The sequence below is a fragment of the Leisingera sp. ABM4_101 genome (assembly GCF_056158725.1).
In genome coordinates this window covers 1,271,448-1,296,448 of the sequence record NZ_JBSWTV010000002.1, presented here as the reverse complement: position 1 = coordinate 1,296,448, position 25,001 = coordinate 1,271,448, and the positions used below count along the sequence as shown (strand labels likewise).

Genomic DNA, 25,001 nt, shown 5'->3' with positions numbered 1-25,001 from the left:
CAATCTAGAAACTACAGAACCGTCAACAATGCAACTTTTGTTCGTGACTGAGCTACTCAGTTATCTACGCAACGAACTCAGTTGCACGAACCATATGGGGCAGTTTCCCTCAGTATGCAAGCATGACGAGGTATCATGTGCGCCAATCAAAACTATCAATAATCGATTAACATCCCGCTAATTCTTACACCCACAAAGAAAAAAGGCCGCCCGAAGGCGGCCTTTCCGTCGATCAATCAGGAGACCTGATTATTCAATGATCTTCGACACAACGCCGGCGCCGACGGTGCGGCCGCCTTCGCGGATGGCGAAGCGCAGGCCGTCTTCCATCGCGATCGGGGCGATCAGCTCAACTGCGAACTTCAGGTTGTCGCCCGGCATCACCATCTCGGTGCCTTCCGGCAGGGTCACGGTGCCGGTCACGTCGGTGGTGCGGAAGTAGAACTGCGGACGGTAGTTCGCGAAGAACGGGGTGTGGCGGCCGCCTTCTTCCTTGGTCAGGATGTAGGCTTCGGCTTCGAACTTGGTGTGCGGGGTCACGGAACCCGGCTTGCACAGAACCTGGCCGCGCTCAACGGAATCACGGTCCACACCGCGCAGCAGGGCGCCGATGTTGTCGCCCGCTTCACCGCGGTCCAGCAGCTTGCGGAACATTTCCACGCCGGTGCAGGTGGTTTTCGAAGTGTCTTTGATGCCGACGATTTCGATTTCGTCGCCAACGTTGATCACACCGCGCTCAACACGGCCGGTCACAACGGTGCCGCGGCCGGAGATCGAGAACACGTCTTCGATCGGCATCAGGAACGGCTGGTCAACCGCACGCTCCGGGGTCGGGATGTACTCATCCACGGCCGCCATCAGCTCTTTGATCTTCTCTTCGCCGATTTCCGGGTTGTTGCCTTCCATCGCCGCCAGAGCGGAGCCCGCAACGATCGGAATGTCGTCGCCCGGGAATTCGTAGGAGGACAGCAGCTCGCGGATTTCCATTTCCACCAGCTCCAGCAGCTCTTCGTCGTCGACCTGGTCAACTTTGTTCATGAAGACAACCAGGGCCGGAACGCCAACCTGGCGGGCCAGCAGGATGTGCTCGCGGGTCTGCGGCATCGGGCCGTCAGCAGCGTTCACAACCAGGATCGCGCCGTCCATCTGGGCTGCGCCGGTGATCATGTTCTTGACGTAGTCGGCGTGGCCGGGGCAGTCGACGTGCGCATAGTGGCGCGCTTCGGTTTCATATTCGACGTGCGCGGTCGAGATGGTGATGCCGCGGGCTTTTTCTTCCGGTGCGCCGTCGATCTGGTCGTAGGCTTTGAAGTCACCGAAGTATTTGGTGATAGCCGCGGTCAGAGTGGTCTTGCCGTGGTCAACGTGGCCAACGGTGCCGATGTTGACGTGCGGTTTATTACGTTCAAACTTTTCCTTAGCCATGATGGCCTCCTTTTGTTTCGAGAGGGGCACGCAACGGCTGCGGACCCCTCAATTTTCTGACGCTTACGCGTATTTCGCCTGGATCTCGTCGGAGATGTTCTGCGGCACCGGATCGTAGTGATCGAACTGCATGGTGAACTGGGCGCGGCCCGAGCTCATCGAACGCAGGGTGTTGATGTAGCCGAACATGTTCGCCAGCGGCACAAAGGCGTCGATGGCGATTGCGTTGCCGCGGTTCTCCTGGCCGGACACCTGGCCGCGGCGGGAGGTCAGGTCGCCGATGATGCCGCCGGTGTATTCTTCCGGGGTGATCACTTCGACCTTCATGATCGGTTCCAGCAGCTTGGCGCCAGCTTTCTTCATGCCTTCGCGCATGCCCATGCGGGCGGCGATTTCAAAGGCCAGAACGCTGGAGTCCACGTCGTGGAACTTACCGTCGATCAGGGCAACTTTGAAGTCGATCACGGGGAAGCCGGCCAGCGGGCCGCTGTCCATGACGGACTGGATGCCTTTTTCAACACCGGGGATGTATTCCTTCGGAACCGCACCGCCGACGATGCGGGATTCGAAGGAGTAGCCTTCGCCGGCTTCGGTCGGCGAGATGATCAGCTTCACCTCGGCGAACTGGCCCGAACCACCCGACTGCTTCTTGTGGGTGTAGGAGTGCTCGACCTCTTTGGAGATGGTCTCTCGGTAGGCCACCTGCGGCGCACCGATGTTGGCTTCCACCTTGAACTCGCGCTTGAGGCGGTCAACCAGGATGTCCAGGTGAAGTTCGCCCATGCCCTTCATGATGGTCTGACCGGATTCCAGGTCGGTTTCCACACGGAAGGACGGGTCTTCGGCGGCCAGACGGCCCAGACCCTGGGACATTTTCTCCTGGTCGGCCTTGGTTTTCGGCTCAACCGCGATCTCGATCACCGGATCCGGGAAGGTCATGGTTTCCAGGACAACCGGATCGTTGACGGCGCAGAGAGTGTCACCGGTGGTGGTGTCCTTCAGGCCTGCCAGCGCGATGATGTCGCCTGCGAACGCTTCAGTGATTTCCTCGCGGTCGTTGGAGTGCATCATCATCATCCGGCCGACGCGCTCTTTCTTACCCTTGGTGGAGTTCAGAAGCGTGTCGCCCTTGTTCAGGACGCCGGAATAGATGCGGGTGAAGGTCAGCGAGCCGACAAACGGGTCGTTCATGATTTTGAACGCCAGGCCGGAGAACGCCATTTCATCGTCCGCACGGCGGGCAATGTTACGCTCTTCGGTTTCGTCACCGGGTTTAAAGCCCATGTAGTCGACAACGTCCAGCGGGCTGGGCAGGTAGTCGATCACGGCGTTCAGCAGCGGCTGCACACCTTTGTTCTTGAACGCGGAACCGCCCAGAACCGGAACAAACGCCAGCTCCAGGGTGCCCTTGCGCAGCAGTTTGCGCAGGGTGGCAACGTCGGGCTCTTCGCCTTCCAGGTAGGCTTCCATGGCGTCGTCGTCCATTTCGACGGCCGCTTCCACCATTTTGCCGCGCCATTCGTCAGCCATGTCTTTCAGGCTGTCACGGATCGGAGCTTTGATCCAGGATGCGCCCAGGTCTTCGCCCTGCCACAGCCATTCTTCCATGTTGACCAGGTCAACCAGGCCTTCCAGCTCATTCTCTGCGCCGATCGGAACACCAACCGGGACCGCGCGGGCGCCGGTACGGTCTTCGATCATGTTGACGCAGTTGAAGAAGTCGGCGCCGATCTTGTCCATCTTGTTGACGAACACCATGCGCGGAACCTTGTAGCGGTCAGCCTGACGCCACACGGTTTCGGTCTGGGGTTCAACACCGGCGTTGGCGTCCAGAACACAGACCGCACCGTCGAGAACCGCCAGCGAACGCTCAACTTCGATGGTGAAGTCAACGTGGCCGGGGGTGTCGATGATGTTCAGGCGGTGCTTCGGCGAGTCGGCGGTCTTACCGTCTTCGGTGCGTTCCCAGAAAGTGGTGGTCGCAGCCGAGGTGATGGTGATACCGCGTTCCTGCTCCTGCTCCATCCAGTCCATGGTGGCTGCACCGTCGTGCACCTCACCGATGTTGTGGGATTTGCCAGTGTAATACAGGATGCGCTCGGAGCAGGTGGTTTTACCTGCGTCGATGTGCGCCATGATACCGAAGTTACGGTACAGGTCGAGCGGATATTCGCGTGCCATAGGTCTATGTCCTCCGGCTTACCAGCGGTAATGGCTGAAGGCTTTGTTCGCCTCGGCCATCTTGTGGGTGTCTTCGCGCTTCTTAACCGCGGTGCCACGGGACTGGACGGCGTCCAGCAGCTCGCCTGCGAGGCGCTCTTCCATGGTGTTCTCGTTGCGGTTGCGTGCGGCAGCGATCAGCCAGCGGATGGCCAGCGCTTCGCGGCGCTCGGGGCGGACTTCAACCGGAACCTGGTAGGTTGCACCGCCAACACGGCGGGAGCGGACCTCGACGGACGGTTTGATGTTGTCCAGGGCTTCGTGGAAGACCTCAACCGGAGCGCGCTTGATCTTGCCTTCGACGCGGTCGAATGCGTTGTAGACGATACGCTCTGCGACCGACTTCTTGCCGTCGATCATCAGGTTGTTCATGAATTTGGTCAGAACGCGGTCGCCGAACTTGGCGTCGGGCAGAACTTCGCGTTTTTCAGCGGCGTGACGACGTGACATATCAGCCTCTCCTTCTTACTTAGGACGCTTCGCGCCGTACTTCGAGCGGCGCTGCTTACGGTCTTTGACGCCCTGGGTATCCAGAACACCGCGCAGGATGTGGTAACGGACACCCGGAAGGTCTTTTACACGGCCGCCGCGGATCAGAACCACGGAGTGTTCCTGAAGGTTGTGGCTTTCACCGGGGATGTAGGAGATCACCTCGAAGCCGTTGGTCAGGCGGACCTTCGCAACTTTCCGCATAGCGGAGTTCGGTTTCTTCGGAGTGGTGGTGTACACGCGGGTGCAGACGCCGCGCTTTTGCGGGCACTGCTCGAGGTGCTGGGACTTCGAAACTTTACGCTTCGGCTGACGCGGCTTGCGGATCAGCTGCTGGATCGTTGGCATTCAGGTATTCCCCGTTTAGCAACTTGTCATGCACGCCGGCGCGTGCGGGTGATTTCGCTGCACCTGTGCGTCCACAAGCGCAAAAACCGCAATCGCTCCCATTCCGAGGTGAGACGACGCGGTGTGTTTACAGAGGATCCGGGTGGTAAAAGTGCCCGGACCTTGAGCCACTGCAATTTTGAATTCGGCTGACGAAGAATACACTCCAGGTGCCGGATAAGCGCGCGTATATGGGGAGTCGCGGGGGTTGTCAACAGCGGCCCCTCCGGGATCCTGCCGGCCGCGGCCTGTTGCATCTTGCCCGGCCCCGGAGGGACCGGCATAGTCAGCGCACCCAGCATTGCACGCAAAATGGATTTAAACATGCAGGTCATCGGATTGTGCCGGTTTTCATACCCGGCCATCGGCGGATTTCAAGTGGAGCATGAAACGCTGGAAGAGCGTCTGGCCTATCTCTATGCCGAGGCCCGGATGGAGGAGCGGTTCCGGTTGTTTGAGACCGTAGCCCTGCCCTGCCTGCGGGAGCAGACAGACCAGGAATTTGACCTGATTCTGGTGATTGGCGGAAGCCTGCCCGGCAAGTACCGCGACCGGCTGGAGGCGCTGACAGCCGGAATGCCGCAAATTCGCATTCATGCTGAGCCGCCGCGCAAGCACCGGGAGGTCATGAAAGAGCTGCTGAACAATGCCCGGCAAAATCCCAAGGCCCCCTGCCTGCAATTCCGGTTCGACGATGACGACGCGGTGGCCACCGATTTTGTTGAACGCCTGCGCGAGACCGCTGATGACTGCGCAAAACTGTTTGCCCGCTCCTCTGCCGCGGCGATTGATTTCAACCGGGGCTATGTTGCCGAATTCGGCGCCGCAGGCATTGCCGCAGCGCCGGCCGTGCGCCCCTATTTCACCGCGGCGCTGGGGATGTATGCGGCAGGCGGCAGCCGCAAGACGATCATGAATTTCGCGCATCATAAGATCCACCACCACATGCCCTCGGTCACGATCACCGACGCGCCAATGTGGGTGCGCAGCCACAATCGCTATAACGATTCCCGCCAGGCCGGCGCCAAACCGGTGGATGTCACGCCGCTGACGCGGGAACAGCAAACGGAATTTACCACTGTTTTTGGCATCAGGACTGCCAGCGTGAAACAAGCATTTGCCCAGGCTTAACCTGCCGCTGCTGTCGCCCGCGCAGCCTTGCGCTCGCGGTAGAAGGTGAACAGCCCGGCGCCAGCGACAATTGCCGCGCCGGCCAAGGTCAGCATATCCGGCCATTCGCCAAACACCGCCCAGCCCAGAATCAGCGCCCAGATCAGGCCGCTGTAGCGGAACGGCGCCACCACGGCGACCTCACCTACCCGCATCGTCATCACCGAACAGAGGTAGCCCGCAAAGATAAACACGGCCGCCCCCATCAGCGCCAGGAGGTCGGCAGTGCCGGCCGGCTGCCATTCGGTGGTGGCGGAGGCCGAAATGCCGAACACAAGCACCGAGACTGAGGCCGACAGCGTCACGGTCATGGACGGCACCTCGGCCGGCATCCGGCGGGTCACCAGGTCGCGGGCGGTGATGCAGGCCACCGCAGCCAGGGCATAAAGGGCACCGTCACTGAACCCGTCCGGGCCCGGGCGCACGATCAGCAACATCCCAGCAAAGCCCGCGGCAATAGCGGCCATCCGCCGCCAGCCCACCGGTTCCTGCAGGAACAAGGCGGCGCAAAGGGTCACGGTCAGGGGCAGCACCTGCAGTACCGCCGTCAGATTTGCCAGCGGCATCAGCATCAGGGCCGTGAGGAACAGATAGGTGCAAGCGACCTCGAAACCGCAGCGCAGCGCGATCATCGTCCAGGCCTTGCCGGACAGGCGGAGGCGCAGGCTTCCAAGGCGTCGGGCAAGAAACAGTATGAGAAAGCTCGCGGCAATGCCCCGTATGGTCAGGATCTGCGCCAGCGGCAGGGAGGAGCTGACCAGCTTGACCAGCGCGTCGTTGAAGGTGAAGGCGGCCATACTGCCTGCCATCAGCAGAGCGCCGGCCTGATTGGGTGTCATGGCAGCAGTTCCCTGAGCCAATCCGGGTCAAAGCCGAAATGCCGCTCTAGCGCTTGATTGACCTGGCGCCGCCGCCATTTGCGGGTGATCCCCATCTGGGCCGGATCGGATTTGTTGTCACCGTGAATTGTGCGCAGGAACGCAGGCACCGAGATATCGGAGAATGTGTTGTAATGCTGCGCAATCTTGCGGTGATTGTAAGCATAGGGGTTGGCGTTGCTGCTGAGCGGCGCTACCAGCGACAGGCCGGCCGAAAGCGGCGAGCGTTCGCAGGTATCGTAGATCTCGCAGCCCTTGCTGGTTTTTTCCAGGTAAAGCCCGCGGTTATGCGCAATCATAAATGGCGTCTGCCCCTCGTCCTGGAGCGGGATCATGCCGCGCGCAAAAGCCTTGGTGCGTTTGATGAAATCACGGTCCAGCGCATCGTCATCATCCAGCCGGAACAGAACCCGGTGCGTCGCCCGGCGCAGGTGGACAAGCCCATAAGCCGCTTTCAGCTGCTGATAGTGAATGTCAGGGGCGGCGCCGTGACAGTAGATGTTGCCGAAGGGCTCTGTCAGATCCAGCAGCCGCTGAAGGTAAGGCGCCGGCAGATCCTGCGAAGTCAGCACAATCAGCCGGAAACTGCTGTCGGTTTGTTGTGTCAGAGACCGCAGGCACAGGTTTTCAAACAGCCGGAAGCGCAGCTCCATCCGCTCCGGTGAGAACAGGTGCTCTGCCTTTTCGTCCAGGGTCTTGAACCGGTCCGAATAGTAATCTGTGCTCAGGACGGAAAACCGCACCAGCCCGATCATCCGAAGCCTGATATCCATCGGCGCCCCCTGCCCGCGGAACATGTGCTGATCCGCTTCCCTCAACCAACACATAGCCGCGGTTCAGAACACAAAAAAGCCCCCGCATGTGGCATACGGGGGCTTTTTCATGACTTTCGGCGCCAGGGATTAGTCGCGGCTTTCCGGAGTGTCGACCAGGTTGTCCAGGCCGCCCTCGTCCACCACGCCGTCATCCATCACCGGCGCAGCCAGGGCTGCAGCGGCTTCGGCTTCCTCGCGGCGGGCTTCCAGAACCACGTTGTCGCGGCCCTGGGCGATCTGGCGCACCCGCTGGGTGGCGCCGCCGGTGCCGGCCGGGATCAGGCGGCCCACGATGACGTTCTCCTTGAGGCCGACCAGCTTGTCCTTCTTGCCCTGCACCGAGGCCTCGGTGAGAACCCGGGTGGTCTCCTGGAAGGAGGCTGCCGAGATGAAGGAGCGGGTCTGCAGCGACGCCTTGGTGATGCCGAGCAGAATTGGTTCGCCCTGCGCCGGACGCTTGCCGCGGGCAAGGGCCTTCTCGTTGGCGGCGTCGAACTCCTGCTTGTCCACGTGTTCGCCTTTCAGCAGCGTGGTGTCGCCGGAGTTGGAGATCTCCCACTTCTGCAGCATCTGGCGGACGATCACCTCGATGTGCTTGTCGTTGATCTTCACACCCTGCAGGCGGTAGACGTCCTGAACCTCGTCGATCATGTAGTTCGCCAGTGCCTCGACACCCATGATGGACAGGATGTCATGCGGCGCCGGGTTGCCGTCCATGATGTAGTCGCCCTTCTGGACAAAATCACCTTCCTGAACCGGAATGTGCTTGCCCTTGGGCACCATGTATTCGACGGCTTCCATCGACTCGTCCGACGGCTCGATCGCGATACGGCGCTTGTTCTTGTAGTCGCGGCCAAAGCGCACGTAACCATCAATTTCGGCGATGATCGCGTGATCTTTCGGGCGGCGGGCTTCGAACAGTTCCGCAACGCGCGGCAGACCACCGGTAATGTCCTTGGTCTTGGCGCCTTCACGCGGGATACGCGCAACAACGTCACCTGCCATGATCTGCTGGCCGTCTTCGACCGACAGGATGGCGTCCACGGACATCGGGTAGGTCAGCGGGTTGCCAGCATCGTTGCGCACCGGCTCGCCATTGCCGTCCACCAGGATGATTTCCGGCTTCAGGTCGGAACCTTTCGGAGCCGCACGCCAGTCGATCACGATCTTCTGGGTCATGCCGGTGGCTTCGTCGGTCTCGTCGCGGACCGCCAGGCCCGAGATCAGGTCGACATACTTAGCCGTACCCGGCTTCTCGGCGATGATCGGCAGGGTATAGGGATCCCATTCGAACAGCTTGTCGCCGCGGGCAACATTCTGGCCTTCCTTGACGAACAGCTTGGAGCCGTAGCCCAGCTTGTGGCTGGCGCGCTCTTCGCCGTGCTCGTCCTGGATGATCAGCTTCATGTTGCGGCCGACAACCAGGGTCTCGCCGTTGGCGTTCTCCAGGGTCTGCGGCATCTCGAAGACGATCTTGCCTTCCTGGCTTGCTTCCAGGAACGACTGCTGGCCACCCTGGGCAACGCCGCCGATGTGGAAGGTCCGCATGGTCAGCTGGGTGCCGGGTTCACCGATCGACTGCGCCGCGATGATGCCGACGGCCTCGCCGGTGTTGACGCGGGTGCCGCGGGCCAGGTCACGGCCGTAGCACATGGCGCAGACGCCCTCTTCGCTCTCACAGGTCAGCGGCGAGCGGATGCGGGTCGACTGCACGCCGGCCTCTTCCACTGCATCCGCCATGCGCTCATCGATCAACTGGCCTGCGGCCACGATTATCTCGTCGGTGCCAGGACGCTTGATGTCATCCGCAGCCACACGGCCCAGGATGCGCTCGCCCAAGCTGGCCACAACCTCGCCGTCGTTCACAGCCGCTTCTGCGGTGATCGCACGCTCGGTGCCGCAATCGATCTCGCGAACGATGCAGTCCTGCGCCACGTCCACCAGACGGCGGGTCAGGTAACCCGAGTTCGCCGTCTTAAGCGCGGTATCCGACAGACCTTTACGGGCACCGTGGGTCGAGTTGAAGTACTCGAGAACGGTCAGGCCTTCTTTAAAGTTCGAGATGATCGGAGTCTCGATGATGTCGCCGTTCGGCTTGGCCATCAGGCCGCGCATGCCACCCAGCTGCTTCATCTGCGTAACCGAGCCACGCGCACCAGAGTGGGCCATCATGTAGACCGAGTTCGGTTCCATCACGGCGCCGTTTTCGTCCCGCTTGTCAGCGGAGATCGAGCCCATCATCGCCTCGGTGACCTTGTCGTTACACTTCGACCAGGCGTCGACAACTTTGTTGTACTTTTCGCCCTGGGTGATCAGGCCGTCCATGTACTGCTGTTCAAAGTCTTTCACCTGATCGCGGGTGTCGTCGACGATGGTCCACTTGCCGTCCGGGATCACCATGTCGTCCTTGCCGAACGAGATGCCGGCCTTGAACGCTTCGCGGAAACCCATGGTCATGATCTGGTCACAGAAGATAACCGACTCTTTCTGGCCGCAGTAGCGGTAGACGGTGTCGATGACCTGCTGAACCTCTTTCTTCCGCAAGAGGCGGTTGACCAGTTCAAACGGCGCCTTGGCGTTTTTCGGCAGCAGCGCGCCCAGGCGGACACGGCCCGGGGTGGTCTCAAAGCGCTTGAGAACCTCGTTGCCTTCCTCATCAATCTGAGTAATCCGCGCAGTGATCTTGGTGTGCAGGTGCACTTCGCCGGCGTCCAGCGCGTGCTGAACCTCGTCGATGGTGCCAAAGATCTTGCCTTCACCGGGCATGCCTTCGCGTTCCAGGGTCACATAGTAGAGACCCAGGATCATATCCTGCGACGGAACGATGATCGGTGCGCCGTTTGCGGGCGACAGAACGTTGTTGGTCGACATCATCAGGACGCGCGCTTCCAGCTGGGCCTCAAGGCTCAGCGGGACGTGAACAGCCATCTGGTCGCCGTCGAAGTCCGCGTTGAACGCCGAGCAGACCAGCGGGTGCAGCTGGATCGCCTTGCCTTCGATCAGCGTGGGTTCGAACGCCTGGATACCCAGACGGTGAAGCGTCGGCGCGCGGTTCAGCATCACCGGGTGCTCGCGGATCACCTCATCCAGGATATCCCAAACCTCGGGACGCTCTTTTTCGACCAGTTTCTTCGCCTGTTTCACAGTCGAAGACAGACCCTTGGCTTCAAGGCGCGAGTAGATGAAGGGCTTGAACAGCTCCAGCGCCATCTTCTTGGGCAGGCCGCACTGGTGCAGCTTCAGTTCCGGACCGGTCACAATCACCGAACGGCCGGAGAAGTCGACGCGCTTACCCAGAAGGTTCTGGCGGAAGCGGCCCTGCTTGCCTTTCAGCATGTCGGACAGCGACTTCAGCGGTCGCTTGTTAGCGCCGGTGATGACGCGGCCGCGGCGGCCGTTGTCGAACAGCGCGTCAACGGATTCCTGCAGCATCCGCTTTTCATTGCGGACGATGATGTCCGGCGCGCGCAGTTCGATCAGCCGCTTCAGGCGGTTGTTCCGGTTGATCACGCGGCGGTACAGGTCGTTCAGGTCGGAGGTCGCAAAGCGGCCACCGTCCAGCGGAACCAGCGGGCGCAGTTCCGGCGGAATGACCGGGATCACGGTCATGATCATCCATTCCGGACGGTTGCCCGATTCCAGGAAGGATTCCACAACTTTCAGACGCTTGATGATCTTCTTGGGCTTCAGTTCGCCGGTTGCTTCGGCCAGTTCGGCGCGCAGCGTTTCGGCTTCCGATTCCAGGTCGATCTGGGCCAGCATGTCACGGATCGCTTCAGCGCCGATGTTGGCGGTGAAGGCGTCCATGCCATAGGCGTCCTGGGCGTCCATGTACTCTTCTTCGGTCATCATCTGACCGTAGCTGAGGTCGGTCAGGCCCGGCTCGATGACAACGTAGTTTTCAAAGTACAGAACCCGTTCCAGATCGCGCAGGGTCATGTCCAGCATCAGGCCGATGCGGGACGGCAGCGACTTCAGGAACCAGATGTGCGCAACGGGTGCGGCCAGTTCGATGTGGCCCATGCGCTCGCGGCGCACTTTCTGCAGGGTGACCTCGACGCCGCATTTTTCGCAGACGACGCCACGGTACTTCATCCGCTTATATTTGCCGCACAGGCATTCGTAGTCTTTGATCGGGCCGAAGATGCGGGCGCAGAACAGGCCGTCGCGCTCCGGCTTGAAGGTCCGGTAGTTGATGGTTTCCGGTTTCTTGATCTCACCATAGGACCAAGACAGGATCCGTTCCGGGCTGGCCAGCGAGACTTTGATTTCATCAAAGACCTTCGGCGGCGTCAGCGGGTTGAACGGGTTGTTGGTGATTTCCTGGTTCATTTTTGAACCTCCGCGAAATTAAACGAGCACCAGCTTTGCTTTCCGACAGGCGCAAATACAGTGTAGGAGAGAAATGGCACCTGATCTTCATCACGAATGCCCATGACGAAGCGAACATTTCTTCCGCAAATGGTTGCGGTTCCAATACTTGTAGTCGTCATGCCTTCTCCATTGCTCAAGCCCTGGTCCAGGTGATTCCAGCTAACCTCTTTCCAAGAAGCGCTGTCCTCACCTAGGCCAAACTCTCCACTATCGATACGAGGTGGAAGTACGAATGGGTTCACTCCTCAACCTCCGCATCCAGGAGTTCCATGTTCAGGCCGAGGCCGCGGACTTCTTTGACCAGAACGTTGAACGATTCCGGCACGCCCGCCTCGAAGTTATCCTCGCCCTTGACGATCGACTCATAGACCTTGGTCCGGCCGGCGACGTCATCCGATTTGACGGTGAGCATCTCCTGCAGGGTGTAGGCGGCGCCATAGGCTTCCAGAGCCCAGACTTCCATCTCACCAAAGCGCTGACCGCCGAACTGCGCCTTACCGCCCAGCGGCTGCTGGGTAACCAGCGAGTACGGGCCGGTGGAACGCGCGTGGATCTTGTCGTCCACCAGGTGGTGCAGCTTCAGCAGGTACTTGATGCCGACGGTCACCGGACGCGCGAACTGCTCGCCGGTGCGGCCGTCGAACAGGATCGACTGGCCGGACTGGTCAAAGCCCGCACGCACCAGGGCGTTGTTCACATCGTCTTCCTTGGCGCCGTCAAAGACCGGGGTCGCAATCGGCACACCGCGGGTCACGTTGCCTGCGGCCTCAACCAGCGTTGCCTCGTCCATATTGGCGATGCCTTCGTCATAGACATCGTCGCCATAGGCGTGGTGCATCGCTTCACGGACCGGGGTCAGGTCGCCCGAGCGGCGGTATTCCTGCAGCGCGTCATCCACCTTGATGCCGAGGCCGCGTGCGGCCCAGCCCATGTGGGTCTCCAGGATCTGACCGACGTTCATACGCGACGGCACGCCCAGCGGGTTGAGGCAGAAGTCGACCGGAGTACCATCGGCGAGGAACGGCATGTCCTCCATCGGCACCACTTTCGAGATCACACCTTTGTTGCCGTGACGGCCGGCCATCTTGTCGCCCGGCTGCAGCTTGCGCTTCACCGCGATGAAGACCTTGACCATCTTCATCACACCCGGCGGCAGGTCGTCGCCGCGGCGGACCTTCTCGACCTTATCCTCAAAACGGGCGTCCAGAGCACGCTTCTGCGCCTCGTACTGCTCGTTCAGGGCCTCGACAACCTGGGCGTCCTGCTCATCCTCAAGGGCAAGCATCCACCACTGGCCGCGGGACAGGCTGTCCAGCATGTCCTGGTCGATCGGGGCACCGGCGCGCACGCCTTTCGGGCCCTTGACCGCGGTCTTGCCCAGCAGCATGCCGTGCAGGCGGGCATAGATGTTGCGGTCCAGGATCGCCAGTTCGTCGTCCCGGTCGCGGGCCAGACGCTCAACTTCCTCACGCTCGATCTGAAGCGCACGCTCGTCTTTTTCCACGCCGTGGCGGTTGAAGACGCGTACCTCGACCACGGTTCCGTAATCGCCCGGCTTCACGCGCAGCGAGGTGTCGCGCACGTCAGATGCTTTTTCACCAAAGATGGCGCGCAGCAGCTTTTCTTCCGGGGTCATCGGGCTTTCGCCCTTCGGAGTGATCTTGCCAACCAGAATGTCGCCCGGCTCCACATCGGCACCGATGTAGACAATGCCCGCCTCGTCGAGGTTGCGCAGGGCTTCCTCGCCGACGTTGGGGATGTCGCGGGTGATTTCTTCCGGCCCAAGCTTAGTGTCACGGGCGGCGACTTCGAATTCCTCGATGTGGACCGAGGTGAAGACGTCGTCACGCGCGATGCGCTCGGAGATCAGGATCGAGTCTTCGTAGTTGTAGCCGTTCCACGGCATGAACGCGACGACCACGTTTTTGCCCAGTGCCAGTTCGCCCATATCGGTCGACGGGCCGTCGGCGATAACCTCGCCCTTGGCAACGGTGTCGCCCACCTTGACCAGAGGCTTCTGGTTGATGGTGGTGTTCTGGTTGGAACGCTGGAACTTGCGCAGACGGTAGATGTCAACGCCCGCGTCGCCCAGCTCCAGATCGGAGGTGGCACGGATCACGATACGCTGTGCATCCACCTGGTCGATGATGCCCGCGCGTTTCGCCTGGATGGCTGCGCCGGAATCGATCGCAACCTTTTCCTCGATGCCGGTGCCGACCAGCGGCGCCTCTGCACGCAGCAGCGGAACCGCCTGACGCTGCATGTTCGAGCCCATCAGAGCGCGGTTGGCGTCGTCGTTTTCCAGGAACGGGATCAGCGAGGCAGCGACCGAGACCAGCTGCTTCGGCGACACGTCGATCAGGTCCACGCTTTCGCGCGGCGCCAGGGTGTAGTCGCCGGACTGGCGGGTCGACACCAGGTCGTTGATGAACTTGCCGCTCTCGTCCAGGGTCGCGTTCGCCTGCGCCACGGTATGGCGCATTTCCTCGGTTGCCGACATGTAGTGCACTTCGTCGGTCACCTGGCCTTCGTTCACCACCCGGTAGGGGGTTTCAATGAAGCCGTATTTGTTGACGCGCGCGAAGGTCGCCAGCGAGTTGATCAGGCCAATGTTCGGGCCTTCCGGGGTCTCAATCGGGCACATCCGGCCATAGTGGGTCGGGTGCACGTCGCGGACCTCAAAGCCGGCGCGCTCGCGGGTCAGACCGCCCGGGCCAAGCGCCGAGAGGCGGCGTTTGTGGGTGACTTCCGACAGCGGGTTGGTCTGGTCCATGAACTGCGACAGCTGCGAGGAGCCGAAGAATTCACGCACAGCAGCCGCAGCCGGTTTCGCGTTGATCAGATCCTGCGGCATCACGGTGTCGATCTCGACGGAGGACATCCGTTCCTTGATCGCACGCTCCATGCGCAGCAGGCCGACGCGGTACTGGTTTTCCATCAGCTCGCCGACGGAACGCACGCGGCGGTTGCCCAGATGGTCGATGTCGTCGACATCGCCGCGGCCGTCACGCAGGTCGACCAGCGCCTTGATACAGGCGACAATGTCTTCCTTGCGAAGGGTGCGCTGGGTGTCTTCGGCGTCTAGTGCCAGGCGCATGTTCATTTTGACACGGCCAACGGCGCTGAGGTCGTAACGCTCAGAATCGAAGAACAGGGTGTCGAACAGCGCGGAAGCGGCTTCGACGGTGGGCGGCTCGCCCGGGCGCATCACGCGGTAGATGTCCATCAGCGCGCTGTTGCGGTCCAGGTTCTTGTCCTGCGCCATGGTGTTGCGCATGTAGGGACCGACGTTGACGTTGTCGATGTCCAGAACCGGAATGTCGGTGATGCCAGCGTCCAGCAGTTCCTTCAGGGAGCCGCCGATCAGTTCGCCGTCCTTGTCGTATTCCAGGGTCAGTTCATCACCAGCCTCGACATAGATTGCGCCGTTGTCTTCGTTGATGATGTCCTTGGAGACATATTTCCCGACGATGTGCTCGAAGGGGACCAGCAGCTCGGTGATGGTGCCTTCTTCGATCATCTTCTTGACGGCGCGCGGAGTAACCTTCTTGCCGGCTTCGCAGATGATCTCGCCGGTGGCAGCGTCCACCAGGTCGTAGGTCGGGCGGGTGCCGCGCACGCGTTCCGGGAAGAACGGGGTGACCCAGCCGCGGGATTTCTCCAGCTTGAACTGCACGGTGTTGTAATAGGCATCCATGATGCCTTCCTGGTCCAGGCCCAGGGCGTACAGCAGGGTGGTCACCGGCAGTTTGCGGCGGCGGTCGATACGGGCAAAGACGATGTCCTTGGCGTCGAACTCAAAGTCCAGCCAGGAGCCGCGGTACGGGATGATGCGGCAGGCAAACAGCAGCTTGCCCGAGGAGTGGGTCTTGCCTTTGTCGTGGTCGAAGAACACGCCCGGCGAGCGGTGCATCTGGGACACGATCACGCGCTCGGTGCCGTTCACGATGAAGGTGCCGTTCGGGGTCATCAGGGGCATGTCGCCCATGAAGACGTCCTGTTCCTTGATGTCCTTCACCGACTTCGCGCCGGTGTCCTCATCGACATCAAACACGATCAGGCGCAGGGTGACCTTCAGCGGCGCCGAGTAGGTCATGTCGCGCTGCATGCACTCTTCGACGTCGTATTTCGGCTTCTCGAACGAGTATTTCACGAACTCCAGAACGGAGGTTTCGTTGAAATCCTTGATCGGGAATACCGACTGGAACACGCCTTTGATGCCTTCGCCGTCCAGCGGCTCTGCTGCATCGCCGGAGCGCAGGAACAGGTCATAAGAAGATTTCTGCACCTCGATGAGGTTCGGCATCTCCAGCACTTCGCGGATTTTGCCGTAATATTTACGTAGACGTTTCTGGCCAAGGAACGATTGAGCCATGTCAGATGTCACCTTTCGAGTTCTCACCGGTCAAGGAAGCCGCCGGGCCCCGGCTCCTTGCCCATACGAGACAGCGCGTTCGGATCAATTCATGGCCACCGTCCCGAAGGCAGCCTCCCGATCCTTTGAACTCCGCCTAAGAAAACGCCTCTTGGATGAGGCCCTTTCTAAGACAGGTTCGGCTGGGCCCGGAAAAATCCGGACCCAGCCAAATTTCCGATGCATCCGCGATGCACCAGAGGCAGGACTTAGGCCAGCTCGACTTCGGCGCCAGCTGCTTCCAGCTTGGCTTTGATGTCTTCTGCTTCGGCTTTGTCGATGCCTTCTTTGATTTTGCCGCCTGCTTCGACCAGCTCTTTGGCTTCTTTCAGGCCCAGGCCGGTGATGCCGCGAACTTCTTTGATCACGTTGATCTTGGAAGCGCCGGCGTTCTTCAGAACGACGTCGAATTCGGTCTTTTCTTCTTCAGCTGCACCGCCGGCGTCGCCGCCAGCTGCCATGACAACTGCGCCGCCAGCTGCGGGCTCGATGCCGTATTCGTCTTTCAGGATGGTTTTCAGTTCTTGTGCTTCCAGCAGGGTCAGACCCACGATGCTTTCTGCGAGTGCTTTCAGATCAGCCATTGTATCAGCTCTTTCCGTTTACAGTATGTGTGTTCCAACGTGCGGGACATTTCCCCACGCCAGTCATTCAGTGCCAACCGCTTACGCAGCTTCCGCCTTCTCTTCGATGGTCGAAAGGATGCTTGCGATGTTGCTTGCAGGTGCGCCAATTGCGCCGGCGATGTTCGAAGCAGGTGCGCCAATGCAGCTTGCGATCTGAGCGATGAGCTCGTCGCGGGACGGCATTTTGGACACAGTTTCGACGCCTGCGCGGTCCAGAGCATTCTCACCCATTGCACCGCCGAGGATCTCAAACTTTTTGTTATCCTTGGCGAAACCCTCGGCCACTTTTGCAGCGGACACAGGGTCTTCCGAATAGGTCAGAACGGTCATCCCTGTCAGCAGGTCGGCCATGCTTGCACACGGCTTACCCTCGAGGGCGATTTTGGCGAGCCTGTTTTTGGCAACACGCACGGAGCTGTTCGCGTCACGGGCACGTGCGCGCAGATCCTGCATCTCGGCAACTGTCAGACCGGCGTAGTGAGCTACCACCACGACGCCAGAGCTTTCGAAGATCTGGCCGAGTTCCTCGACCACTTTCTCTTTCTGGGCTCTATCCACAGTTCTCTCCAAGTTAGGGATGCTTACACATCCCGGCTCATATTTGCCGAACCAGATGGCCCGGCGTTCAGGTCCGTTTTACGGGATGAGCCAAATCCGCCCGAGGGAATGAAAACCCCCGATCTTCTTGGTCTGTACCCGTCTCAGGAGGGAAATTAAGGCCAGATCGGAGGCCACCCACCATCTTGGACGAAATGAAATAAAGCGCACGACGAATTGCACGCTTTATCTCAAGGCAGTGGATAGTCCCATTTGCAGGGATTTCCAAGGGCAAATCTGCCCCGCCGGGTATAATCGCCGCAGCTCAGGCAGCCGCCGCCAGCACCCCTGGTGTCAGGCAGCCGCGAAGCACCCGGGCCTCCGCCGCGCTCAGCGTCATGGCTGCGGTTTCGCCAAAGGCGCCAGCGCCCCCGGCCAGCTCCGGGAACAGCACCAACAGCTCGCGGCGCTGGCTGGCCCCCAAGGCTGCCACGGAACCCGCCGCCAGAAAGAAACTCTCTGTCAGCACGCCGTTTGACCTTAGGATGTGGTGACGGTCGAACATGACATGATGGTAGCGGACCGTCTCCTGAGCACGGATGGCGACGCCTGGAAGTCCGCAAAGGTGCTTGGCGGCGACCAGAACCTCGGCCCGGCTGAACAGCATCTCGGCAACCGGCAGCTCGAAGTGCACCCGGTGCTGCTGAGACAAAACCAGCTCCCGGCCGTTTCCGATAGCCCCCGGCGCAAACACCACCGGGGCGAATGCACCGCTGCCCGCCACCTCAACGGATGACATCCAGCGGATGGGCTGAAGGCCGCCATCCTTTGTCCAGACGAGCTGCCCCGGGGTCAGATCCTCAACGGGAACCGGACCGTCAGCGGTCTCGATCAGGGTGCCATCGCCAAAGCAGGTGACAAAGTCGTTGTATCGGGCAGTTCCAGTGTTGGAGCCGCCAACCTTCACATACGAAAAGCCGCTCTCAAGCGGTGCGCTGGCGGCATAACCCCAAACATTGGACGTTTGCCCGTTCTGGGAAAAGACATAGATGGTTATTTCAGGCCCCGCGGGATTGCCGTCGCCATCCAGCTGCCGGACCCGAATCTGCAACTCCGCCTCCACTTCGGTGCCATCGGCCACGATGCCGCCGCCATCGGTGATGATATGGTCGTCTTCCCGGTCATCGTTAAACCGGTTCCGCCCGCCCCCGGTATCGTCCAGCGTCACCGTGGTTCCTGTTCCGCCGGAATAGGTGAAGACCGTGCCGTCCGGAGTGTCCGAATTGTTGATGATCGGATTGCCAACGATCGCGCCGCTGGAGCTCAATTCAACAATGAGGCTGGAACTGTCCTGTGCAAAGAAACTGCGTAGTGTCATGGGCCGCAAATATTCTCCGGTGAGGCCTGAACAAGATTTACCCAAGGATAACCGTATGAAATTTCCGTGAGAAGGCCTGCGCGCACGAGCGGCGGAAACCTGCCCCGGGGCCGGATTGCAAGCCCCCCCCCTGCCCAAGACCAGCCCCAAAGAAAAAGCCCCGGACGTTTGCACATCCGGGGCTTCGAAGTCTGGCAAGGCCGCCCGATTACTCGGTAACAGCGTTGTCCACGTCAACCGTGATGCCCGGACCCATGGTCGAGGACAGGTTGATCTTTTTCATATAAGCGCCTTTTGCGCCCGACGGCTTGGCTTTGGCCACGGCCGACACGAAGGCACGGACGTTCTCGACCAGCTTAGCTTCGTCAAAGGACGCTTTGCCGACGCCGGCGTGCACAACGCCGCCTTTTTCCGCTTTGAACTGGACTTCGCCGCCCTTGGCTGCTTCCACGGCCGCTTTCACGTCCATGGTCACGGTGCCGACCTTCGGGTTCGGCATCAGGTTGCGCGGGCCCAGGATTTTACCCAGACGGCCGACGACCGGCATCATGTCCGGGGTGGCGATGCAGCGGTCAAAGTCGATCTTGCCGCCCTGGATCGCTTCCATCAGGTCTTCGGCGCCGACGATGTCTGCACCGGCTGCCTGCGCTTCTTCCGCTTTCGGGCCGCGGGCGAAGACTGCAACGCGCATGTCCTTGCCGGTGCCGTTCGGCAGGCCGACCACACCGCGGACCATCTGGTCTGCGTGGCGGGTGTCGACGCCCAGGTTCATCGCGATCTCGATGGTCTCGTCGAATTTGGTGGTTGCGTTGGCTTTCACCAGGGCAACTGCTTCTTCCACGGACAGGTTTTCTTTGCCTGCGAAAGCTTCGCGCGCGGCGCGGGTGCGTTTACCGAGCTTTGCCATCTTACTTCACCTCGATGCCCATGGAGCGGGCAGAGCCCAGGATGATCTGCATTGCCGCGTCGATGTCGTTGGCGTTCAGATCTTTCATCTTGGCTTCGGCGATTTCCTTCACCTGGGCCACGGACACGGTGCCGACGGTTTCACGCGACGGGTTGTTCGCGCCGGATTTCACCTTGGCCGCCTTCTTCAGGTAGTAAGACGCGGGCGGCGTCTTGATGTCCATGGTGAAGGACTTGTCCTGATAGTAGGTGATCACGGTCGGGCACGGCGCGCCGGGCTCCATGTCTGCGGTCTTGGCGTTGAACGCCTTGCAGAATTCCATGATGTTGATGCCGCGCTGACCCAGCGCCGGGCCGACGGGCGGAGAGGGGTTTGCCTGACCTGCAGGAACCTGCAGCTTCATCGAACCAACAAGCTTCTTAGCCATTTGGTTGTCCTTTCAACGAGGGCGGGACGCGTCCTGCCCGGAGAATGTTGCGTGGTCGGATTTCAGGATCGCGATCCGTCCATCTCCCACGAGAGAATCTCGCCCGAAGACGATAGAGGCGGCGTTTACAGGGGAACGGCGGGGTTGGCAAGTGGGTGAGACAAGCAATCAAGTGGCAGCATCATCCCCTCCGCCCTGCAGAGGATCCTTCTGCCCCGCCATCGGCTGCAGGACCAAATGCCAGGCCGCCATGCGTGCCCGACCCGCAAGTCGGCAGGAAGATGCTAAGTCAAGGCGGCCGCATTTGCCGATAGGTGCGGATTTCCCCTTTGACGGGTCCGGTATTGAAGGATTTTTTGCTGTGCTGCCTTGACCGTCAGGCATTTACGCGCCGGCGCGCCGTTTAGCGCGCCTTCGGGTCCCGGCACCGGGCCGTAAATACCTGCCAGCTGCTGGCGGCCGGCGCGCGGCAGCCCCTGCAGTACCATCGGCCCCAGCAGCAAGGATTCTGAAAAGCAGCCGTTGGCGATTACAATCTCATGCTGGTCGCACGCAAAGTGAACCCAGGTCGCCCTGGTCTTTCCCAGCATATGACGGATCCCCGGCGCCGCGGTCAGCGACTTGGCCGGGGCAAGCCCGCTGTGCAAGAATTCGCGGTGCAGCTGCCCTGCCTCACCAACCAGTATCCGGTGCTGGGGCGAAACCGTCAGATCCTGTGCGGGCCGCCCAGCACCCAGAGACCCAGCCTTGATCAGAACCGGCTTGGCGTGATCGCCCGCCGCATCAAGCGAATGATCGCCACAATGCGTCCAGCGGACTTGCTGAGGACCGTGATCCTTGGTCAGCACATAGTCACCAGGGCGCAAGGTTTCGACCCTCCGGGCCCCTGATGGGGTCTCTATCCGGACTCCCGGCACGTAGCAGGTTGCAAATTCAAAGGCATCCCGCGATGCATACAGACCGGATGTGGTGTCATGAGTCAAACTGTCCAATCTGATCGAACGGATTGGCGCGGCCTCAAGCGCATCCTGATTAGCGTTCTGACTGGTTTCCGGCGCCAGATAGGTATTGCCCAGGACATCCTGAAAAATCGCGACATTCGCCGTCGCTGTTGTCCCGTCGATATATGTTATCGTGACATTGAACCGGGCCGCGCTGTCAAAAGCTTGATCCGCGCCGCCGTCAATGCGAAAATTCTCGGCCGGTGCGTTGTCCTGATCAAAATAACTGGCCGCCCCGCCGCCATAGCTGCCAGTCCCGGGTGAGAAGGAAACAAAATCATCAACCAGCGCATCGCCAACACCACCCAGCGTCGTGCCCACCAGCGCCGAGGCATTTTCAGCCACGTCATTGCCTTCAATGGTATCCATATCGGCCAGATTGCCGAGTGAGATCACATTGAAAGTCGTCGCCATACCACGCGCTCCGCATAACCCAGCTTTCGCCGTTCCAAGCGAAAGCCATTTGCGGCAGTACGTTACCCGAACAATTCTACCGGCTCGTTAATCACGGATTCAACGCCCGGCGCCCCCCCCCGCGCGCGCTCACGAGCGCCGAGGCCAAAGCAACGAAAATGCCGCAAGGCTGGACCCCGCGGCACCTAATATTCCAAACTATTAGGACTTATCACCCCTGCTTGGTCACCTGGGTGAAATCCAGTTCCACCGGGGTCTCGCGACCGAAGATGGACACGGTGACCTTGAGCTTCTGGTTGTCGTCGTCGACCTCTTCGACCATGCCGTCGAAATCCTCGAACGGGCCGTCGTTGACCTTGACCTTCTCGCCGACCTCGAATGTGATCAGGGTGCGCGGCGCCTCGACGCCTTCCTCGACGCGGCCCAAGATGCCCTGCACCTCTGCGTCGCGCATCGGCATCGGGCGGCCCTGCGGGCCGAGGAAACCGGTGACGCGGTTGATCGAGGAAATCAGGTGATAGCCGCGGTCGGACATTTCCATATGCACCAGCACGTAGCCGGGCATGAAACGGCGCTCGGTCGAGACCTTCTTGCCGCGGCGGATCTCGATCACCTCTTCGGTGGGGACCAGCACCTCGTCGATCTCGTCCTCAAGGCCCTGTTCTGCGACCGAGGTGCGGATCTGCTCTGCGATTTTCTTTTCGAAGTTCGAAAGAACGCTGACCGAATACCACCGTTTCGCCATGAACCGTTGTCCTTGTTCTGCCGGGCGGGCCTATGCCGCGCCGCTGCTAAATCATCCCGCTGCAGCCCAATGGCTGCGCTCTCCAACAAAAAGCGGCGTGCAAACCGAATCGCTGCACGCCCGCCTCAATAGTTCCGGTTCCCTACCGCCCATCACATCCAAGATCAAGGGCCGCCAAGATCAAGGCCTGCGCAGCAGCCGCATAGGGAGCCTCAGTACCGCTGCGGGCTTAGCCGAACATCCCCAGAAGCCCTTGCAGGCCAAAGCGGATCAGCAGATCGACCAGCGCAAAGAACAGCGCCGTCAGCGCCGCCATGATAAACACCATGACCGTGGTCAGCAGCACTTCGCGGCGGGTCGGCCAAACGACCTTGGATACTTCGGCGCGAACCTGCTGGATGAACTGAACGGGGTTGATAGTCGCCATACCGGGGGAGTCTCTCTGCTAGCAGTGCAGGCGATGTAACGCCTGCCGCCGCTGAATTCAAGCCCCGCCCCGCTGTTGCGCAGGCAGCGTCCGCGCGGTCAATCCAATTTTAATCCACTTCCTGCAAAACTGACTTTAGCAGCCCCGGCCCCTTGATGCGCCGCGCAGGCTTTTTTCGTGTTGATGAATGAGACAGGATGCCATGACACCCGCATTTTCCTTATCCCAGGCCGAACAACTGGAACGCGATTCCAAATTTGAGGATGCCGTCCTGGCCTATTCCGGCATCCTGGCCCGCAACCCCAGGAATACCCGCGCCATGCAAGCACTGGAGTTGCTGCGCGGGCGCCTGCGTGAACAGCGGGAACCGTCAGATGACACCAAGGAAGAGCTGGAGTCAGCTCTGGCGGCCGGACGCCACTTTGATGCGGCTGAAAGCTGCGGCGCCCTGCTCAAGACATTCCGCGAATTGCATTTTCTATGGGACTTCCTGGGCCGCTGCCATCTGGCCGCCGGACATCTGGACAATGCCGCGACCTGCCTGAACAAGGCCTGCGGCCTGAACCCCAAATCCGCCGGAACCTATGCCGCAATGGGCCGCGTTCTGATGGCGCGCGGGCAGCGTGAAAACGCCATCGCCCTGTACCAGAAAGCCCTGGGGCTGGATGCCAATTGCCTTCCCGCCCTGCTCAGCATGGCCGAAGCCCTGCCGCAGGAAGGCCGCAGCGCGGAGGCTGCCGTCATGCTGCGCCAGGCAGTTTCCATCGCGCCCGAGGACGCCGCATCCCGCTTTGCCCTCGCCAGCCTGCTGCGCAGCCTTGGCGCAGCAGACGAGGCGAAGGAGCATTATACCCGCGCCGCCAGCCTGAACCCGGACCTGGCAGAAGCCCATTTCCAGCTTGGCCTGCTGCTGAAGGCCGAGGGACGGTTTGCGGAGGCCCTGCCCTGCTTTGACCGGATGCTCAGGATCTCGCCGTCCGACGACCGTGCCCGGACCCAGCGCCTGCACATGCTTGCGGAGCTGAACGATTGGCGCTGGATGCAGGAATACGCAGATCACCGGCGGCTGCTGGGCCTGCGCTGCGGCGGCTGCGACCCCAGCGCGCTGATGCTGATGGAAGACAACCCGGATCTGCTGAGGGCCCGCGCCCAGGCCTATGCCAGCGACGTGTTCCCGGGAGCAGTGCTGCAGACGGAGCCGCCCGCGCAGCAACGCCCAGCCCGTCTGCGGATTGGCTATGTCTTCACTGCCGCAAATGCCGCAGCGGTCCTGGATCAGCACGCCGCCCTGCTCGCCGGGCACGACAGCAGCCGGTTTGAAGTCTGCGCCTATGCCGCAGGCCCCGGCCTGGACAGCGAAGCGGCCCGCAAAATCAGCAGCTGCGTTTCCATTTTCCGGCAGTTGGATGGAACAGCCCCAGGCAACGGCGCCGCGGCGATTCAGGCGGACCGGCTGGACATTGCGGTGGATCTGTCCGGTTACAGCGATGGCAACAAGGCACATCCCTTTGCAGCGCGTCTGGCACCACTGCACATCGCCTGGCCGGGCTATCCAGGCACAATGGGCTCTGCCGCCTTTGACTACCTGATCAGCGATGAAACCGTTTGCCCGCCCGGCAGCGAGCGATACCACAACGAACATCTCCTGCAGCTGCCCGCCAGCTGCCAGGCAATGGCAAGCGCGGCCATTGACGCAAACGCCAAACCCGGCCGGGCGGACTTCAGCCTGCCGGAGGATGGCTTTGTATTCTGCAGCTTTGCCAGCGGCAGCCGGATCACCCCGCGGGAGTTCGATCTCTGGATGCAGCTGCTGGATGGCGCTGCCGGCAGCGCGCTCTGGCTGCTGGACAATGGCCCCCACGCGGTGTCCAACCTGCGCCGCGCCGCTGCGGCCCGCGGGGTCGACCCGGACCGGCTGATTTTCACCCCCAAGGTAGATGGACATCCTGCCGGCCTGTCTGCGGCGGATCTGTTTCTCGACACATTTACGGTTAATGCATCCGCCGAAGCCAGGAGCGCGCTGGCGGCCGGGCTGCCGGTCCTCACCCTGCCCGGGCAGCAGCTGGCCGCACGCACGACCGCAAGCCTGCTGCAGGCTGCCGGCCTTCCGGACCTGATCGCCGGCAGCATGGAAGATTACAAAGCCAAGGCCGCGGAACTGGCCAGCGATGCCGGCGCTTACAAGGCACTGCGCGGCAAACTTATGGCACAGCAAAAGACCGCGCCGCTGTTCGACACTCCCCTTTTCACCCGGCAGGTGGAGACCGCCTATGACGCGGTATACGAACAGCATATGCGCGGAATGCCACCGGGCCATCTGTCCCTCGCCAGAGCTGCGCCGCAAATTGAATAGACGTCCGTTCCAGC

Annotated in this window: 19 protein-coding genes; 2 read left to right on the top strand and 17 right to left on the bottom strand. The window is 61.1% G+C overall.

Going from position 1 to position 25,001, the window contains the following annotated elements:
* Positions 1-249 precede the first annotated feature (249 nt).
* From tuf to rpsL, 4 genes are all read right to left on the bottom strand, one after another.
* The gene (gene tuf, locus ACXAEK_RS07255) at positions 250-1,425 is read right to left on the bottom strand and encodes an elongation factor Tu (RefSeq protein ID WP_475040809.1); all 1,176 of its coding nucleotides are present in this window, start codon (positions 1,423-1,425) and stop codon (positions 250-252) included.
* 63 nt (positions 1,426-1,488) lie between these two features.
* A complete protein-coding gene (gene fusA, locus ACXAEK_RS07250) occupies positions 1,489-3,606 on the bottom strand; it encodes an elongation factor G (RefSeq protein WP_475040831.1) in 2,118 nt (705 codons plus the stop codon).
* 18 nt (positions 3,607-3,624) lie between these two features.
* Positions 3,625-4,095 carry a 30S ribosomal protein S7 gene (gene rpsG, locus ACXAEK_RS07245; RefSeq protein ID WP_019298618.1) on the bottom strand — a complete coding sequence of 157 codons (471 nt, stop codon included), beginning with the start codon at positions 4,093-4,095 and terminating at the stop codon, positions 3,625-3,627.
* 15 nt (positions 4,096-4,110) lie between these two features.
* Positions 4,111-4,482: a 30S ribosomal protein S12 gene (gene rpsL / locus ACXAEK_RS07240; protein WP_008204009.1), complete on the bottom strand. Its 372-nt coding sequence runs from the start codon at positions 4,480-4,482 to the stop codon at positions 4,111-4,113.
* A gap of 363 nt (positions 4,483-4,845) precedes the next feature.
* Between rpsL and ACXAEK_RS07235 the strand changes: the two genes are divergently transcribed.
* Entirely contained in the window at positions 4,846-5,652 is an 807-nt protein-coding gene (locus ACXAEK_RS07235) for a putative rhamnosyl transferase (protein ID WP_475040829.1), read from the top strand.
* Here the strand turns inward: ACXAEK_RS07235 and ACXAEK_RS07230 are convergent.
* The 13 genes from ACXAEK_RS07230 to secE form a co-directional block, all read right to left on the bottom strand.
* The gene (locus ACXAEK_RS07230) at positions 5,649-6,530 is read right to left on the bottom strand and encodes a DMT family transporter (protein ID WP_475040828.1); all 882 of its coding nucleotides are present in this window, start codon (positions 6,528-6,530) and stop codon (positions 5,649-5,651) included. The two genes, ACXAEK_RS07235 and ACXAEK_RS07230, sit on opposite strands and share 4 nt — an antisense overlap.
* Positions 6,527-7,342 (bottom strand): glycosyltransferase, encoded by an 816-nt coding sequence (locus tag ACXAEK_RS07225; RefSeq protein ID WP_475040826.1) that lies wholly within the window; start codon positions 7,340-7,342, stop codon positions 6,527-6,529. The genes ACXAEK_RS07230 and ACXAEK_RS07225 overlap by 4 nt, the downstream gene beginning before the upstream one ends.
* Positions 7,343-7,471: 129 nt before the next feature.
* Positions 7,472-11,716 (bottom strand): DNA-directed RNA polymerase subunit beta', encoded by a 4,245-nt coding sequence (gene rpoC, locus ACXAEK_RS07220; RefSeq protein ID WP_475040825.1) that lies wholly within the window; start codon positions 11,714-11,716, stop codon positions 7,472-7,474.
* Positions 11,713-12,000 (bottom strand): hypothetical protein, encoded by a 288-nt coding sequence (locus tag ACXAEK_RS07215; RefSeq protein WP_475040824.1) that lies wholly within the window; start codon positions 11,998-12,000, stop codon positions 11,713-11,715. Before ACXAEK_RS07215 ends, rpoC begins: the two co-directional genes overlap by 4 nt.
* The gene (gene rpoB, locus ACXAEK_RS07210; protein WP_475040822.1) at positions 11,997-16,133 is read right to left on the bottom strand and encodes a DNA-directed RNA polymerase subunit beta; all 4,137 of its coding nucleotides are present in this window, start codon (positions 16,131-16,133) and stop codon (positions 11,997-11,999) included. The genes ACXAEK_RS07215 and rpoB overlap by 4 nt, the downstream gene beginning before the upstream one ends.
* A 248-nt stretch (positions 16,134-16,381) precedes the next feature.
* Positions 16,382-16,756, bottom strand: a complete 375-nt coding sequence (gene rplL, locus ACXAEK_RS07205) for a 50S ribosomal protein L7/L12 (RefSeq protein WP_027236232.1) — start codon at positions 16,754-16,756, stop codon at positions 16,382-16,384.
* Between the two features lie 81 nt (positions 16,757-16,837).
* Positions 16,838-17,356, bottom strand: a complete 519-nt coding sequence (rplJ, locus tag ACXAEK_RS07200; RefSeq protein ID WP_475040819.1) for a 50S ribosomal protein L10 — start codon at positions 17,354-17,356, stop codon at positions 16,838-16,840.
* 304 nt (positions 17,357-17,660) lie between these two features.
* A complete protein-coding gene (locus ACXAEK_RS07195) occupies positions 17,661-18,713 on the bottom strand; it encodes a Hint domain-containing protein (RefSeq protein WP_475040818.1) in 1,053 nt (350 codons plus the stop codon).
* Between the two features lie 208 nt (positions 18,714-18,921).
* The gene (gene rplA / locus ACXAEK_RS07190; RefSeq protein WP_475040816.1) at positions 18,922-19,620 is read right to left on the bottom strand and encodes a 50S ribosomal protein L1; all 699 of its coding nucleotides are present in this window, start codon (positions 19,618-19,620) and stop codon (positions 18,922-18,924) included.
* Position 19,621: 1 nt separating this feature from the next.
* Positions 19,622-20,047 (bottom strand): 50S ribosomal protein L11, encoded by a 426-nt coding sequence (gene rplK, locus ACXAEK_RS07185; protein WP_039134872.1) that lies wholly within the window; start codon positions 20,045-20,047, stop codon positions 19,622-19,624.
* A gap of 284 nt (positions 20,048-20,331) precedes the next feature.
* Positions 20,332-21,462 (bottom strand): Hint domain-containing protein, encoded by a 1,131-nt coding sequence (locus ACXAEK_RS07180; RefSeq protein ID WP_475040815.1) that lies wholly within the window; start codon positions 21,460-21,462, stop codon positions 20,332-20,334.
* Positions 21,463-21,673: 211 nt separating this feature from the next.
* Positions 21,674-22,207, bottom strand: coding sequence for a transcription termination/antitermination protein NusG (nusG, locus tag ACXAEK_RS07175; protein WP_222456137.1), 534 nt, complete (start codon positions 22,205-22,207; stop codon positions 21,674-21,676).
* A 229-nt stretch (positions 22,208-22,436) separates the two neighbouring features.
* On the bottom strand, positions 22,437-22,634 hold the full coding sequence (secE, locus tag ACXAEK_RS07170) for a preprotein translocase subunit SecE (protein ID WP_019298606.1): 198 nt from the start codon (positions 22,632-22,634) through the stop codon (positions 22,437-22,439).
* A 202-nt stretch (positions 22,635-22,836) separates the two neighbouring features.
* On the opposite strand from secE, the gene ACXAEK_RS07165 reads away from it, so the two are divergent.
* On the top strand, positions 22,837-24,987 hold the full coding sequence (locus tag ACXAEK_RS07165; RefSeq protein WP_475040813.1) for an O-linked N-acetylglucosamine transferase, SPINDLY family protein: 2,151 nt from the start codon (positions 22,837-22,839) through the stop codon (positions 24,985-24,987).
* The last annotated feature ends 14 nt before the right edge of the window (positions 24,988-25,001 follow it).